Raw genomic sequence first — 14,480 nt, 5'->3', positions numbered from 1 at the left:
CCCTGACTCCGGTGCCTCGGGTGCCTGAGGTGCCGCAAGTGCCTCAGGTGCCGAGCACGCCAGGCAGGGCGAGGGCGCCGACCAGTGCGGCGCCCACCAGCAGCCATGCCACGTAGTCGCCGACGTGCCCGGACTGCAGGCGCCTGAGCGGCAGCGCCCGGTCCGGTGCGGCGAGCAGTCCGGGCCGGGTGACGGCCGCGGCGGCCAGGGCCACCGCCAGCAGGGTGGACAGGACGCCCAGCAGGGCTCCGGCCCAGCTCCAGTGCACGGCGGCGGGCGCTCCCCCGGATCCGGCCTCGTTGACGGCGTGCGCCACGACACGGGCGAGTCCGGGGGCCGTGCCGACGGCCAGCGCCCCGGCGAGCAGCACCGCCGGGACCACCGTCATGGTGTCGGGGATCCGGGTCAGCCGCTCCCGCGTCTCGGGCTCCTCGCCGGTGCCGGTCGTCTCGTACTCCTCCTCCTGGGGCGGGGGTCCCAGGCCGAGGAACACCCGTGCGGCGACCCGCAGGACGGCTCCCGCGGTGACCGCCGACGCGAGGACGTACAGCAGGGTGAGCGGCCCGCCCACGGCCTCCTCCGTGACCGTCTTGCCGAGTGCCGTGCCGAACGGCGGCAGCCCCGCGAGGCCGAGGGCTCCGACGGTGAACATCACGGCCACGCCGCGCAGCCCCCGGGCCCGCCCGTGCAGCGCGCGTTCGTCGACGCTGCCGTAGCGGTCGAGGAGGATGCCCGCGCAGGCGAACAGGGCCGCCTTCACGCCCGCGTGGCCGAGGACGTACAGCGCGATGCCGTCGTCGGCCTCCGGCTCGAGGGTGCCGATGCCGATGAGGAACAGCCCGGTGTGGGCGACGGTCGAGTAGGCGAGGAGCCGTTTGATGTGCCGTTGGTACCAGCACATGACGGCGCCGATGACGGCGGTGAGCGCGCCGAGCACGATCAGCACCCGCTCCAGGTCGGCGGCCGGGATGCCGCCCGGCCCGGAGAAGACGGTGTTGTAGACGCGCCAGACGCCGTACACGCCGAGTTCGACCATGACGCCGGACAGCAGCATGCACACGGGGGTGGGCGCGACGGCGTGCGCGTCCGGCAGCCAGAGGTGGAAGGGCACGGCGGCGGACTTGACCAGCAGGCCGGTCAGGACGAGGACGAAGGCCGCGAGGACCAGCGCGTCGGGGCGGCCGTGCGCGTCCAGGCCCCGCCCGATGTGCGTCATCGCCAGCTCGCCGGTGCGCCCGTACAGCAGGCCGATGCCCATGAGCATCGCGTACGCACCGAGGGAGTTGACGATCGCGAAGGTCAACGCGCCCTGCACGGCCTTGGGTTCGTCGATCCGGTAGCCGGTCAGCGCGAAGGCGACGACGCTCATCAGCTCGAAGAACACGAAGGCGTCGAAGAGGTCCCCGGCGATCGCGAAGCCGCACATGCCCGCCTGGAAGACGAGCATCAGGGCTGGGAAGGAGCCCGCGTGCCGGCGTGGCGGTTCATCGAAGTAGTGCCAGGAGTACACCAGCGCGGCCAGTGTGAGCAGCGAGGCGAGCGCGGCCATCCCGAGGCCCGGTCCGTCGCCCACCACGACGATGCCGACGCTGCGGCCGTTCACCGGCCGCCAGCCGCCGACCCACTCGACCATGGGCGGGGAGCAGTCGAGGAGCAGGACGATCGCGAGGGCGGCCGTGCCGGCGGAGACCGCGCACGCGATCGTTTCTGCGGCGATCCGGGGCAGCAGACGGCCCCCGGCGACCAGCAGCCCGGCTCCGAGGAGCGGGACGGCGACGAGCAGGGGCAATAGGTGGTTCATCAACCGCGCAGCTCCGAGAGCTCGTCGGGATCGACCGTGCCGTGCCGCTTGGCGACCTGCACGACGAGGGCGAGCAGGAGGGCGGTGACGGTGGCGCCGACGACGACGTCGGTCAGGGCCAGGGCCTGGACGACCGGGTCGACCACGGGCCGCGCGCCGGGCTTCATGTCGGAGAAGACGGGTGCGGTGGCTCCGTCGCGGTAGCCGACGGCCAGCAGCAGGACGTACGTGCCGGACTGGCAGACGGCGAGACAGCCGACGGCGTGGATCAGGTTGCGGCTGGTGGCGAGGCCGTAGCAGCCGACGAGGAAGATCCAGACGGCGACCAGGTACGGCAGTACGTCCATCACGGCACTCTCACCTCGCCCTCTCCCCGTTCTCCCCGCTGTCCGTGCTGTCCTTCACGATCTCCACGGCCTGGTCCAGAAAGCGGGCGAGGAGGACGACGACCGCGCAGGCGACCTCCATGCCGATGGCCGCGTTCAGCAGCGGGACGCTGCCGCCGGAGGACAGCGTGTTGAAGGTGCCGTACGGCAGCAGTGTGTTGGCGAGGAAGGCGGTGCCGGCGAGGACGGCCGCGAGGCCGGTGACCAGGTAGGCGGAGGCGGCGAGCGCGTCACCGACCTCGAACAGGCCGAGGGGCCGGACGCGTTCCAGGGCGCGGTAGTCGGCGCCGAGGTACAGCAGGTGCAGGGCGGTCGCGGCGACCACGCCGCCCTGGAAGCCGCCGCCGGGGCTGAGCTGCCCGTGGGCGATCACGTAGAGGCCGATGAGCAGGGCGGCGGGCAGGACGAGCAGGGCGTAGCCGCGTACGGGCCGGGCGACCTCGGCGGGTTCGGGCGGTTCGCGGTGTTCGTCGCGGGTCTGCCGCAGCAGGACGACACAGCCGAGCACGGCGGCGAAGAGGATGCTCATCTCGCCGAGGGTGTCGAAGGCGCGCTGGTCGAAGTTGACGGAGGCGATGGTGTTGGCGGTGTGCCGGGAGAGCGACGCCCGTACGGCCCGGTCGCCGTAGGGATGCCGGTCGCCGCCGAAGCCGGGCAGGTCGAGGCAGGCGGCCACCAGCAGGGCCGCGAGCCCCCCGCCGCCGGCGTACACGAGCCACAGCCGCAGGCGCCGGTTCACGAGCGCGGCTCCTTCTCGCGCGCCCGCCGCCGCACCTTGCGGACCGTGAGCAGCAACAGCAGCGGTGTGACGGCGGATCCGACGGCGATCTGCGACAGGGCGACGTCGGGCGCCTGGAGCACGGTGAACAGGACGGCGAGCACGACACCGAGGACGGACAGGACGAGGGCCTGTCGCTCCGGGTCGCGTGTCGCGACGGCGACGGTCGCGGAGGCGGCCACGAGGAGCAGGGCCACGACGATGACGGCGTCGGTCACGTCACACCTCGCCGCGGTCCGCTCACCGGCTCAGCCACGGCGGACCCCGCTGAACCCGCCCGACAGGGCCCGGGAGGCGACGACATTGCCGCCGATCAGCAGCGCGCCCGTGACCAGGAGCTTCGCCGTCGCACGGCCCGGTGCGGCGACCGCGCACAGGACGGCCACCACGACCGTGCCGAGGCCCGCGACCGCCCAGGTCGCTCCCCAGGCGCGCGGTGGGTCCCCGGCGAGTTCGTCGGCGAGGAGCCGGGCGAAGACGAGGGTGCCGACCGGGCCCAGCAGTGCGAGGACCAGGGCGACGTCGACGTAGCCGGGGCGGTTGTAGCCCTGGGCGAGGAGCAGCAGGGCGGGGCAGGCCAGGGCGGTGGTCAGGTTCTGGGCGATCACGCGGCGGCGCAGTGGTCCGGTGGCGACGCCCCACAGGGTCGCTCCCACTCCCCCGGCCAGGACCAGCGTCGCGGCGAGGATCCAGCCGTTCACCGGTCGGTCACCGCCCGCCGTGCGGCTCGGGCCGCGAGTGCGCCGACGGCCGCGGCGCCCGCGCCCACCGCGAGTTCCAGCGGGTCCACGGTGCTGATGAGGACCAGCCACAGCACGGCGAGGGCGGCCCACCAGCCCAGCAGTTCGGCCGCCGGGAGGAGCGTCGTACGCCGGTCCACGCGCCACCTCCTCGGCCTCGCTCTTCCGGGCATCCAAGCACCGCGCCCGTCCCGGGGGGTGGCGGCGCGCGCGGCTCTCCACCGGAGTGCCCCGAGCGCAGGAACGGAAACCGGGGGCGCGGCCGGGCCGGTGCGGGGCAGTTGTGGACTGGTCACCGCGATCCGGGGTAACCCCCTTTGTACGCCAGGGACGTTGAAGTCAGGAGAACCTCATGGTCCACTCTGTCTTGCGCCTGCGCACCACCAAGTCGGCCAAGCCCGACAAGGCGCCCAAACCGCCCCCCGCGGCCCGTCGGCGGCTCCCCTTGCCCCTCCGCCTGCTGGCGACGCTGCTGGCCTTCGCCTTCATGCTGGCGTTCGCGGTGGTGCTGGCCCGGCTCACGCTCCAGCCCTCCCCCGCGTCCCAGGCGCTGACGCACACCAATCTGCACCCGGGCCGTTCCCTGAAGGCCTATCTGGACCAGCCCGCCCTGCGGGACGCGGTCAAGCAGATCGGCGGGAACGTGCTGCTCGGCGTGCCGTTCGGCGTGCTGGTGCCGGTCGTGGCGCCCCGGACGCGCGGCTTCCTGCGGGTGCTGGTCCTGACCGCCTTCGTGATGCTCCTGGTGGAGTGCGCCCAGGGCGCGCTCGTCACCGGGCGCGCCTTCGACATCGACGACGTCATCCTCAACACGACAGGAGCACTGATCGGTTACCTGCTGCTGGGCCGTCGGCTCAGCCGGGCGGTGCATAGCTGAGGTCCGTCGCCGTGAGCGACGCGGGGACCAGGTGCAGCCAGGCGGTGCCGCGCTCATCCGACGCCGAGCGGGTCCGCGCCGAGCTCCCGGAGCCGGGTGCGGACCCGCTCGGCGTCGGGGTGGGCGAGGTCGGTGAGGAGGGCGAGGGCGCTGCGCCATGCGGCGCGGGCGGCATCGTCGTCACCCAGAGCCCGGTGGGTGTCGCCGATGCGGATGAGGGATCCGGCCTCCTCGGCCGGCACGCCCACGTCCTGGTACAGGGCGAGTGCGTGGCGGTAGCCGTCGAGGGCCCGCGCGTGGTCGCCGAGGTGGTGGTGGACGTAGGCGATGCTGTCCCAGGTGGCCGCCTGTCCGACGAGGTCGCCGAGTTCCTGCAGCATGGTGAGGGCCTCGGAACAGTGGACGAGGGCCTGCCGGTAGTCCCCGAGCGTGGCGTACGACCAGCCGACCGCGTTGAGGGCGGACGCCTGCGCGGCTTTTCCTCCGCGGTCTCTCAGCAGGTCCAGGGCCACCTGGTCGTGCCGGAGGGAGCTGTGGAAGTCACCGCGCTGCTCGGACTCCCAGGCGAGGCTGCGGTGCACGGTGGCGCGCCCGACGTCGTCCCCCAGCGCGGTGAAGGCCTCCAGGGCCCGTTCGAGGTGGGTGGCGGCCGCGTCGCGCAGGCCCAGGCGGCCCTCCGCGCGGGCCAGCCCGCGAAGACCGTGGGCCTCCATGACCGGGTCGGACAGCCGCAGGGCCGCGTCGAGCGCGGTCCGCTGCACGGCCGCCCAGTCGTGCCAGTGCCCCTGCCGGTCGAGGAACCGCTCCAGGGAGGAGACCAGCAGGCAGGCGAGGCTGTCGCGTCCCGATGCGGCGGCCGCGTCGATGACGGCGAGCAGCACCGCGTACTCGGCCCTGAGCCAGGCCAGCGCCCGTTCGTCGTCGGCGAGCGGCTCGGGGAGGACTCCGGCGGGGACGGGCGGGAGCGGCATCCCGTCCGCGTAGGGCGCGGTCAGCAGAACGGCGGCGTGCGCCGTGTGCAGGTAGTGCTCGAACAACCGGGTGACGGCCTGCCCGCGTTCGGCGTCACCGTGCCGGGTTCGCGCCAGCTCGGCCGCGTGGGCGCGGAGCAGGTCGTGGAAGGCGTACCGGCCCGGGACGTGCTCGTTGACGAGGTGCAGGCTGGAGAGCTCCGTCAGCAGCAGTCGCGTCCGGCGTACGTCGAGCCCGGCGAGGGCGGCCGCGGCCGGCGCGGTGACGTCGGGACCCGGGTGCAGCCCGAGCAGCCGGAAGAGGCGGGCGGCGGCGGGTGAGAGGGCGCGGGAGGTCCAGGAGAAGACGGCGCCGACGTCGGCGGACGTGTCGGCCCTGGTGAACGCGTCGAGGCTGCCGTGGGCTTCGCGCAGCTCTGCCGCGATGGCCGACAGCCCGAAGTGCGGGTGGGTGGCCGCGCGGGCGGCGACGCAGGCCAGGGCCAGGGGCAGTCCGGCGCACAGCGCGGCGATCTCCGCGACCGCGTCCGGCTCGGCGGCGACCCGCTCGGCGCCCAGGCGGCGGACGAGGAGTTCGCGGGCCTCGTCGGTGTCGAGCTGACGCAGCGTGAGGGAATGGGCCCCGTGGGCCGCCACCAGACCGGGAAGCTGGTTGCGGCTGGTGACGATCGTGAGGCTGCCCGGCGTGCCGTGCAGCAGCGGCCGTACATGGTCGGCGTCCCGCGCGTTGTCCAGCAGGACGAGGAACCGGCGCCCGGCCAGCAGGCTGCGGTACAGGGCGGCCCGCGCGTCCGGGCCGTGCGGGACGCGTTCCGGCGGCACCCCCAGGGTGTCCAGGAAGCCCCGGACCGCTTCGTCGGGGCTCATGACCGCGCCGGACGGGTCGAAGCCGCGCAGGTTGACGTAGAGCTGCCCGTCGGGGAACCGGTCGGCGACCCGGTGGGCCCAGTGCACGGCGAGGGTGGTCTTGCCGATCCCGGCCATGCCGCCGATGGCGCTGATCACCACCGTCCCGACCGGCCGGGCCGCGCTCGGCAGCAGCCCGAGCACCTCGTCCAGTTCGGCCCGTCGGCCGGTGAACGTCGGCAGGTCGTGCGGGAGTTGCGTGGGAACGGGAAGCGAGGCCCCTCGCCCGCCGACGGACCCGGTCGAGCCACCGGACCCTGTGGACCCCGTGTCGCCGCGCACGGTCCGGTGGGCGTCGCGCAGCTCCGGTCCCGGGTCGATGCCCAACTCGTCGGCGAGCCGGGCCGCCACGGTGTCGTAGGTGTGGAGCGCCTCGGAGCGCCGGCCGGTGGCCGCCAGGGTGAGGATCAGCCTGGCCAGCAGCGGTTCGTCCAACGGGCTGTCGGCGGCGGCCGCTCGGAGCCGGGGCAGGGCCACGTAGGGGATGCCCGCGCTCAGCGCTGCATCGGCGGTCTCCTTGACGGTCGCGAGACGCTCGTCGTCGAGTGAGCCGAACGCGGCGTGGCCGCGCGCCTCGGCGGGGATCCCGGAGGCGACCGGTCCCTGCCACAACGACAGCGCGTCGGTGAGGAGTTCCACGGCCCGTGCGGGCGCCCCGTCCAGAACCGCCCGCTGCGCCTCGGCCCGCAGCGAACGGAAACGCAGCAGGTCCAGGGAGTCGGCGTCGGTCAGCAGCCGGTACCCGCCCGCGCCCCGCAGGAGCCAGCGGCCCGTCGCCCGGGTGGGCAGGCCGGGCTCCAGGAGACGGCGCAGCGACCCGACATGCCGACGGACCACGTTGACGGCGCTGTCCGGGGGACGCCGGCCCCACAGCACGTCGACGATCTCGCTCACCGCGACCGGTTGCCCCGCCCGGACCAACAGCAGCGCCAGCAGCGCCCGTTCCTGCGGTCGTCCCGGCTCCAGCTCCGTTCCCGCCCGCCAGACCCGAACCGGTCCGAGGACCGCGAACCGCACCGACTCCGGCGCCACTCGTCCCCCCTCTGGTCTTCCGCCCCGGCACGCACCCTACGTCATGCGGAATGTGACCCTGGGTTACAAAAGCGCCGCTCGGGTCAGTGGCGGGTCCAGGTGAACTTGTCGCCGCCCACCCACCGGACCACGTCGGGATCGTCCAGGTCGTGGACGGTGATACCGAAGGCGGCGGCCGCCTCCAGCACGTCGGTGACGGCCCTGGCGAAACCGACGACCTGGCCGTCGATCTCGACGATGCGGAACGGCGGCGTGCCCGGCTGCACCCCGAGCACCAGGATCCGCGGGTTGGTCATGTGCGGGCTCGCGCTTTCGGTCATGAATAGAGCGTAGAGCGCAAACCGCGCGAGTGGCGCGTACGGGGCGTTCCGCGGACCTCCCTCAGGGGCGCCGCCAGTCGTCCCGCTCCAGATGCGAGCCCGCCTGGGGGCCCATGCGCAGCATGCCGCCGTCGACGGACCAGGAGGCGCCGGTGACGTACGAGGCGTCGGGGCCGGCCAGGAAGGCGATCACGGCGGCGACCTCGCGGGCGTCACCGGGGCGGCCGAGCGGCACGCCGGGGCGGGGTTTCGACTCCACGTCGGCGTCCTCCTGCCCGGTCATGGGCGTGGCGATCTCACCGGGCGCCACCGCGTTGACGGTGATGCCGTACTCGGCGAGCTCCAGGGCCATGACCTGGGTGAGCAGGCCGAGTCCGCCCTTGGCCGCGCAGTACGGGGCGGCGCCGACGCGCGGCTGGTGCTCGTGGACGGAGGTGACGTTGACGATCCGGCCGCCGTCGCCCTGCTGGATCATGTGCCGCGCCGCCTTCTGCCCGCACAGGAAGGGGCCGACGAGGTCCACGTCCAGGACCTCGCGCACGGTGTCGAGCTCCAGGTCGACGAAGGGCGTCATGGTGCCCGTACCGGCGTTGTTGACGAGGACGTCGATGCGGCCGAGGCGGTCGCACAGCTCGTCGACGGTGCCGGCGGCGACGGGCAGCCGGGTGAGGTCCATCTGGGCCACGACGGCCCGCTGCCCGTGGGCGCGGACCTCGTCGGCGGTCTCCTCGGCGCCCTTGAGGTCGGTGTGCCAGGTGATGCCCACGTCCATCCCCGCCCGGGCCAGTCGGACGGCGGTGGCGCGGCCGATGCCGGAGTCGGCTCCGGTGACCAGGGCCACCTTGGTGCGTGCGACGGGGACGGACACCGAAGACATGGCGTGCACCTCACGGAGACACGGAAGGGGGACGACGCTCGCAGTACCCGGGTACGTGGGGGACAAACCGCGCGCTCGCCGTGCGTGCCGGGTGGGGCTGGGGAACTCTGGAGCCAGAGGAGCGACCGCTGAGATCGGAGTCGGAGGTGGCGATGGATCCCGTCCGGGCCCTGGACCGGATCGCCTTTCTGCTGGAGCGGTCCCTGGCACCGACCTACCGCGTCCAGGCCTTCCGCACCGCGGCCCGCGTCCTGTCGCGGCTGCCCGAGGGCGAGCTGGAGGAACGGGCGCGGGCAGGCACGTTGGAGGCGCTCAAGGGCGTCGGCCCGAAGACCGCGCAGGTGGCGCGCGAGGCGCTTGAGGGGCGGGTCCCCGCCTATCTGGAGAAGCTGGAGGGCGAGGCCGGGGGCCCGCTCGCGCAGGGCGGCGAGGAGCTGCGGGCGCTGCTGCGCGGGGACTGCCATGTGCACTCCGACTGGTCGGACGGCGGCAGCCCGATCGAGGAGATGGGCCGGGCGGCGGCCGCGCTCGGACACGAGTGGGCGGTGCTGACCGACCACTCCCCGCGGCTGACCGTGGCCCGCGGCCTGTCGGCGGAGCGGCTGCGGGAGCAGCTGGACGTGGTGGAGCGGCTCAACGCGACCTGGGCGCCGTTTCGGCTGCTGACCGGCATCGAGTGCGACATCCTCGACGACGGCTCCCTCGACCAGGACCCGGAGCTGCTCGAACGGCTCGACGTCGTGGTGGTGTCGGTCCACTCCAAGCTGCGTATGGACGCGCGGGCGATGACCCGCCGCATGGTGGCCGCCGTGCGCAACCCGCACGCCGACGTCCTCGGGCACTGCACGGGGCGGCTGGTCAGCGGGCGGGGACGGCCCGAGTCGGACTTCGACGCGGACGAGGTGTTCGCCGCGTGCGCCGAGTCGGGCACCGCCGTGGAGATCAACAGCCGCCCGGAGCGCCTCGACCCGCCGAAGCGGCTGCTGCGCCGGGCCGTGGAGGCGGGCGCGCTGTTCTCGGTCGACACCGACGCGCACGCGCCGGGCCAGCTGGACTGGCAGGTGCACGGGTGTGCGCGGGCCGAGGAGTGCGGGGTGCCGGCCGAGCGGGTGGTCACCACCTGGTCGGCCGACGAGCTGCTGGCGTGGACGCGGGAGGGGCGTACGCCGGCCGGAGTGGGAGGGCGCTGACGTGGTACCCGTCTCGACACGAGAGCAGGAAGGGGCGTTTTCGACCATGCCGAGCAAGCGGCGGGCGGCCGTGTTCGATGTCGACGGGACCCTCGTCGACACCAATCACCTCCATGTGACCACCTGGTGGGAGGCCTTCAGGCAGGCGGGCCACCGGGTGCCGATGCACGCCGTCCACCGGGCCGTGGGGCTCGGCTCGACGGATCTCATCGCGCACCTGCTGGGCGACGACCGCGACGAGGAGCGGGACGCGGAGCTCAGCGCCGCCCACAAGGCCCTCTACGGCCAGTACTTCGACCGGCTGCCCGCGCTGCGGGACGCCGGGCAGCTGCTGCGGCGCCTGCACAAGGACGGCTGGGCGGTGGTGCTGGCCACCTCGGCGAGCGGGGCGGAGCTGTCCGCGCTGCGGCGCGCGATCGACGCCGACGAGGCCATCACTGCGACGGCGAGCGCCGACGACGTCGAGCGGGGCAAGCCCGCGCCGGAGCCCGTCGAGCACGCTCTGGAGCTGGCCGGGGTGCCCGCCGAGCACGCGGTGTTCGTCGGCGACACCGTGTGGGACATGCGGGCGGGCCGCCGGGCCGGGGTGCGCTGCGTCGGCGTCCTGTGCGGCGGCATCCCGCGCGCCGATCTGGAGGAGGCCGGCGCGGAGGCGGTCTACGACGACCCGGCGCACCTGCTGGCCTCCCTCGCGGACAGTCCTCTGGCATGACCCGCCGGAATCGGGGAATATCCGCAGGTCATGACGCGTGTGAGTGATGAGGTACGGCTGTGGGAGCGGCCGCTGAGCGGTTCAGGGCCGATGGATTTCGTACGGCGGGGGGCGAGCGGTGTCGCCCGGTCGGTCCGGGCGGCCTGGAGCGGCCCCGGCCGGGAGCGGGACTTGGTCGTGCAGTCGCTCAAGGCGGCTGGGGCCGCGCTGCTCGCCTGGTTCCTGGGGGGAGTCCTGCTGAGCGACCCCCTGGCCATGATGGCGCCCTGGGTGGCATTGGTGCTGGTGCAGGCCACGGTGTACAGCTCGCTGCGGCAGGCGGCGCAGCAGTTCACCGCGATCTGCGTGGGGGCGCTGCTCGCCTCGCTGGCGCAGGTGATTGCCGACGACACGACGGGCGCGCTCGCACTGTGCCTGCCGCCCCTGATGCTGCTGGCGAACTGGTCCCGGTTCGGGGACCAAGGCGTCTACGCGGCGACCACTGCCCTGTTCACCGTCGCCTCGGGCACGGCGGTCACGGTGTCGGCGGTGTCGCACCGGGTGGGGCTGGCGGCGCTCGGCGCGGTCGTCGGTGTCGCGGTCAACGCACTGATTCTGCCGCCGGTTCACCTCAGGGACGTGCGGGAGAACCTGGAGGCGCTGGCCCGGGGGGCGGGCGACGTGCTGCATTCGATCGCGGCCGGGCTGCTGGAGGGCGAATGGGACGCGTCGACGGCCGCCGAGTGGTCGCGGGCGGCCGCCCGGCTCGAACGCCGCTGTGAGGGGCTGCGCTCGGCGCGCTCCTGGAGCCGGGAGAGTCTGCGCCTGACGGCCCGCCCGCTGCGCGCACTGCACCGTGGTCCGCTGGATGTGCCGCCGGAGACGGAGGACGAACGCTGGTGCCGCGTCGCCGCCCATGTGACGGTCCTGACGCGCACCCTCGCGGTGTCCGTCGACGACGACCGCTCCCCCGCCCCGCCGGAGGGTCAGGCGCTGCGGGAGTACGCCCGGCTGCTGGAGCTGATCGGGGACGCCTGCCACGCGTCCGCCGAGGACGGGTCGCGTGCGGCGCTGGAAGAGCTGCGGGAGCTGCACGGCCGTCTGCAGCGCAGTCTGAGTCACCATGCGCGGGAGGGGGGCGCGGCCCCTACGGCGGTCCTGGGCACGCTGTTGCTGGAGGCGGAGAACATCTGGTCGGAGGTGGCGCCGAAGGAGAACGTGCCGGAGCGGGACGGGGGGTGACGCGCATCACGGCACGACGGGCGGTGGGCGGGGAACACGCACCAGTGGTTCGCCGTTGAACCACGCGTGGGTACGGATGGGACAGTGTCCCCGGGCCTCACCTTTTGCCCACAGGGACGATCGTTCGGCTGAAGCCCTGTGGAGCCTTTCGCCGAGAGGCGACCGCCATCCGTACCCACCTCTGACCGCCCCGACCGGAATCCCCCGTCCGGTCGGGGCTCGCTCTTTCCGCCCGGGTTGTGCCCGGCCCGGGCGGCGGGCCCTTGACTTCGAGCGCACTCCAATTCGTAGCGTGCCGGTCATGACCTACCGCACCACGGCACAGCACAAGATCGGTTCGGGCTTCGGCGCCGACAGCACCGCCGACGACGTCCTCGACGGCATCGACCTCACCGGGCGGCTCGCCCTCGTCACGGGCGGCTACTCCGGGCTCGGCCTGGAGACCACCCGCGCGCTGGTCCGGGCCGGTGCCCGGGTCGTCGTCCCCGCCCGCCGCACGGCCGCCGCCGCGCAGGCCCTGGAGGGCCTCACCGGTGTCGAGGTGGACGAGCTCGACCTCGGCGACCTCGACAGCGTGCGCGCCTTCGCCGACCGGTTCCTCGCCTCCGGCCGCACCCTCGACATCGTGATCAACAACGCCGGGATCATGGCGTGCCCCGAGACCCGGGTCGGGCCCGGCTGGGAGGCGCAGTTCGCGACGAACCACCTCGGCCACTTCGCCCTGGTGAACCGCCTGTGGCCGGCGATCGAGCCCGGCGGCGCCCGCGTGGTCTCCGTCTCCTCCCGCGCCCACCACTTCTCCGGGATGCGCTGGGACGACGTCGACTGGGGGGAGGGCTACGACAAGTGGCAGGCGTACGGACAGGCCAAGACGGCGAACGTGCTGTTCGCCGTCCACCTGGACCGACTCGCCCAGGACCGTGGCGTACGGACCTTCTCCCTCCACCCCGGCGGCATCATCACACCACTCCAGCGGCACATCCCCAAGGAGGAGATGATCGAGCGCGGCTGGATCGACGAGGCGGGCAACGTACTCAACCCCGGGGGCTTCAAGAGCCCCCAGCAGGGCGCCGCCACCCAGGTGTGGGCCGCGACCTCGCCCCAGCTGGCCGATCTGGGCGGCGTCTACCTGGAGGACTGCGACATCGCCGAGCCCGCCCTGTCGGACGCCGAGACCACCGGCGTCAAGCCGTGGGCGACCGACCCGGACCAGGCGGCACGCCTGTGGGAGCTGTCGGCACAGCGTACGGGGGTCGACGCCTTCGCCGGCTAGTGCCGTGACCGGAAAGGTTTGCCGGGAAGCTCGCGGCGTCCGGTGCGGTGCATCGCAAGGCGGAGCATCGCCCGTGTACTGGATGTACTCGGGCGATGCGACAACGCGGCGGTGGGGGCCCCTCCCGCGCGAGCGAAGCCGAGCGTGGGGGAGCCGTGCCGGGCGCCGCGAGCCGGTGAACCTTTCCGGTCACGGCACTAGGTGTGCTGTGGACGGGCCCCGGTGCCGCTGCCGGGGTCCCAGAACCTCGCCCCGTCCGGCGAAGCGTGGTGGTTCGCCTGTGGCTTTGGGTACTCGGTCCGTTCCCCCAGCGGAGCTGCCGAGAGGAGCCGAAGGTGAGCAGCGAAACGGGCATGAGGATCGTCGTCACGGGCGCCACCGGCAACGTCGGCACCAGTGTGGTGCGCCTGCTCTCGGAGGACCTGGGGGTCGGGTCCGTGCTGGGCCTGGCCCGGCGGATCCCGGAGTGGACGCCGCCCAGGACGGAGTGGGCCGCGGTCGACCTGTCCTCCGAGCAGGCCGACCCGGCCGCGCACTTCGAGGGAGCCGACGCCGTGATCCATCTGGCGTGGGCGTTCCAGCCGACGCACGACCCCGCGCGGACCTGGCGCACCAATGTCCTGGGCAGCATCCGGGTGTTCGAGGCGGTGGCGTCGGCGCAGGTTCCCACGCTGGTGCACGCGTCCTCCGTGGGCGCGTACTCGCCCGGGCCGAAGGACCACGCCGTGGACGAGTCCTGGCCGACGCACGGCTGGCCGGACGCCGCCTACTGCCGTGAGAAGGCGTATCTGGAGCGGGCGCTGGACACGTTCGAGCGCGACCACCCCACGACCCGGGTGGTGCGGATGCGACCGGCGTTCCTCTTCAAGCGGGAGTCGGCGAGCGAGCAGCGCCGCATCTTCGGCGGCCGCTTCCTGCCGGGGCCGCTGGCGAGGCCGGAGATGCTGCGCTTCCTGCCCGACATCCCGGGGCTGCGGGTGCAGGCCCTGCACACCGACGACGCGGCCGAGGCGTACCGGCTCGCCGTGACCTCCGAGGTTCGCGGCGCCTTCAACCTGGCGGCCGATCCGCCGGTCGACGCGACGCTGCTGGGCGAGATGTTCGGCGCCCGTCCGGTCCGCGTTCCGCGTACGGCGGCCCGCTCGGCGATCGCCGCCGCGTGGGGTCTGCACATGATGCCGGCCTCCCCGCACCTCTTCGACGCGGTGCTCCGGCTGCCGCTGATGGACGCCACGCGCGCGCGTGTCGAACTCGGCTGGCACCCGCAGCACACGGCGACGGAGGTCCTGGAGGAGTTCCTGCTGGGGCTCCAGCGGGGCGAGGGGGCGGAGACGGCGCCGATGGCGGGCCGCAAGGTGGGCTGAGAGCCGAGAAGGTGAGAGCAGGGGGCGGACGG

General features: G+C 73.8%; 15 protein-coding genes. 6 read left to right on the top strand and 9 right to left on the bottom strand.

Going from position 1 to position 14,480, the window contains the following annotated elements; all coding sequences use genetic code 11:
* Positions 1 to 43: 43 nt before the first annotated feature.
* The 6 genes from ACGFNV_RS05430 to ACGFNV_RS05405 are packed head-to-tail and all read right to left on the bottom strand — an operon-like array spanning position 44 to position 3,845.
* Positions 44 to 1,801: a complex I subunit 5 family protein gene (locus tag ACGFNV_RS05430; RefSeq protein ID WP_393619522.1), complete on the bottom strand. Its 1,758-nt coding sequence runs from the start codon at positions 1,799 to 1,801 to the stop codon at positions 44 to 46.
* Positions 1,801 to 2,148, bottom strand: a complete 348-nt coding sequence (locus ACGFNV_RS05425; RefSeq protein WP_133925198.1) for a sodium:proton antiporter — start codon at positions 2,146 to 2,148, stop codon at positions 1,801 to 1,803. Before ACGFNV_RS05425 ends, ACGFNV_RS05430 begins: the two co-directional genes overlap by 1 nt.
* Before the next feature lie 10 nt (positions 2,149 to 2,158).
* Complete coding sequence (locus tag ACGFNV_RS05420; RefSeq protein WP_393619521.1) at positions 2,159 to 2,926, bottom strand: MnhB domain-containing protein; 768 nt, start codon at positions 2,924 to 2,926, stop codon at positions 2,159 to 2,161.
* The gene (locus ACGFNV_RS05415; RefSeq protein ID WP_393619520.1) at positions 2,923 to 3,183 is read right to left on the bottom strand and encodes a Na(+)/H(+) antiporter subunit B; all 261 of its coding nucleotides are present in this window, start codon (positions 3,181 to 3,183) and stop codon (positions 2,923 to 2,925) included. Before ACGFNV_RS05415 ends, ACGFNV_RS05420 begins: the two co-directional genes overlap by 4 nt.
* A gap of 30 nt (positions 3,184 to 3,213) precedes the next feature.
* Entirely contained in the window at positions 3,214 to 3,666 is a 453-nt protein-coding gene (locus tag ACGFNV_RS05410) for a monovalent cation/H+ antiporter complex subunit F (RefSeq protein ID WP_393619519.1), read from the bottom strand.
* The gene (locus ACGFNV_RS05405; RefSeq protein ID WP_393619518.1) at positions 3,663 to 3,845 is read right to left on the bottom strand and encodes a hypothetical protein; all 183 of its coding nucleotides are present in this window, start codon (positions 3,843 to 3,845) and stop codon (positions 3,663 to 3,665) included. Before ACGFNV_RS05405 ends, ACGFNV_RS05410 begins: the two co-directional genes overlap by 4 nt.
* A gap of 212 nt (positions 3,846 to 4,057) precedes the next feature.
* Here ACGFNV_RS05405 and ACGFNV_RS05400 point away from each other — a divergent pair, with 212 nt between their 5' ends.
* Positions 4,058 to 4,582: a VanZ family protein gene (locus ACGFNV_RS05400; protein ID WP_393619517.1), complete on the top strand. Its 525-nt coding sequence runs from the start codon at positions 4,058 to 4,060 to the stop codon at positions 4,580 to 4,582.
* Between the two features lie 53 nt (positions 4,583 to 4,635).
* Here the strand turns inward: ACGFNV_RS05400 and ACGFNV_RS05395 are convergent, their stop codons facing one another.
* From ACGFNV_RS05395 to ACGFNV_RS05385, 3 genes are all read right to left on the bottom strand, one after another.
* Entirely contained in the window at positions 4,636 to 7,491 is a 2,856-nt protein-coding gene (locus ACGFNV_RS05395) for a BTAD domain-containing putative transcriptional regulator (RefSeq protein ID WP_393619516.1), read from the bottom strand.
* Between the two features lie 83 nt (positions 7,492 to 7,574).
* Complete coding sequence (locus tag ACGFNV_RS05390; RefSeq protein WP_133925205.1) at positions 7,575 to 7,811, bottom strand: hypothetical protein; 237 nt, start codon at positions 7,809 to 7,811, stop codon at positions 7,575 to 7,577.
* Positions 7,812 to 7,872: 61 nt separating this feature from the next.
* Positions 7,873 to 8,688: an SDR family oxidoreductase gene (locus ACGFNV_RS05385; RefSeq protein ID WP_393619515.1), complete on the bottom strand. Its 816-nt coding sequence runs from the start codon at positions 8,686 to 8,688 to the stop codon at positions 7,873 to 7,875.
* Positions 8,689 to 8,840: 152 nt separating this feature from the next.
* On the opposite strand from ACGFNV_RS05385, the gene ACGFNV_RS05380 reads away from it, so the two are divergent.
* The 5 genes from ACGFNV_RS05380 (at position 8,841) to ACGFNV_RS05360 (ending at position 14,448) form a co-directional block, all read left to right on the top strand.
* Positions 8,841 to 9,878 (top strand): PHP domain-containing protein, encoded by a 1,038-nt coding sequence (locus tag ACGFNV_RS05380; protein WP_393619513.1) that lies wholly within the window; start codon positions 8,841 to 8,843, stop codon positions 9,876 to 9,878.
* Between the two features lie 46 nt (positions 9,879 to 9,924).
* Positions 9,925 to 10,590, top strand: coding sequence for an HAD family hydrolase (locus ACGFNV_RS05375; RefSeq protein ID WP_393619511.1), 666 nt, complete (start codon positions 9,925 to 9,927; stop codon positions 10,588 to 10,590).
* Between the two features lie 30 nt (positions 10,591 to 10,620).
* Positions 10,621 to 11,811: an aromatic acid exporter family protein gene (locus tag ACGFNV_RS05370; RefSeq protein ID WP_393619509.1), complete on the top strand. Its 1,191-nt coding sequence runs from the start codon at positions 10,621 to 10,623 to the stop codon at positions 11,809 to 11,811.
* A 301-nt stretch (positions 11,812 to 12,112) separates the two neighbouring features.
* The gene (locus tag ACGFNV_RS05365) at positions 12,113 to 13,084 is read left to right on the top strand and encodes an SDR family NAD(P)-dependent oxidoreductase (RefSeq protein ID WP_393619508.1); all 972 of its coding nucleotides are present in this window, start codon (positions 12,113 to 12,115) and stop codon (positions 13,082 to 13,084) included.
* Positions 13,085 to 13,419: 335 nt separating this feature from the next.
* Entirely contained in the window at positions 13,420 to 14,448 is a 1,029-nt protein-coding gene (locus ACGFNV_RS05360; RefSeq protein ID WP_393619506.1) for an SDR family oxidoreductase, read from the top strand.
* The last annotated feature ends 32 nt before the right edge of the window (positions 14,449 to 14,480 follow it).

Origin of the sequence: Streptomyces sp. NPDC048751 (genome assembly GCF_043198595.1) — a bacterium.
Classification (GTDB): domain Bacteria; phylum Actinomycetota; class Actinomycetes; order Streptomycetales; family Streptomycetaceae; genus Streptomyces.
The sequence above is the reverse complement of the archived record's forward strand: the minus strand, read 5'-3'. Positions and strand labels throughout refer to the sequence as shown.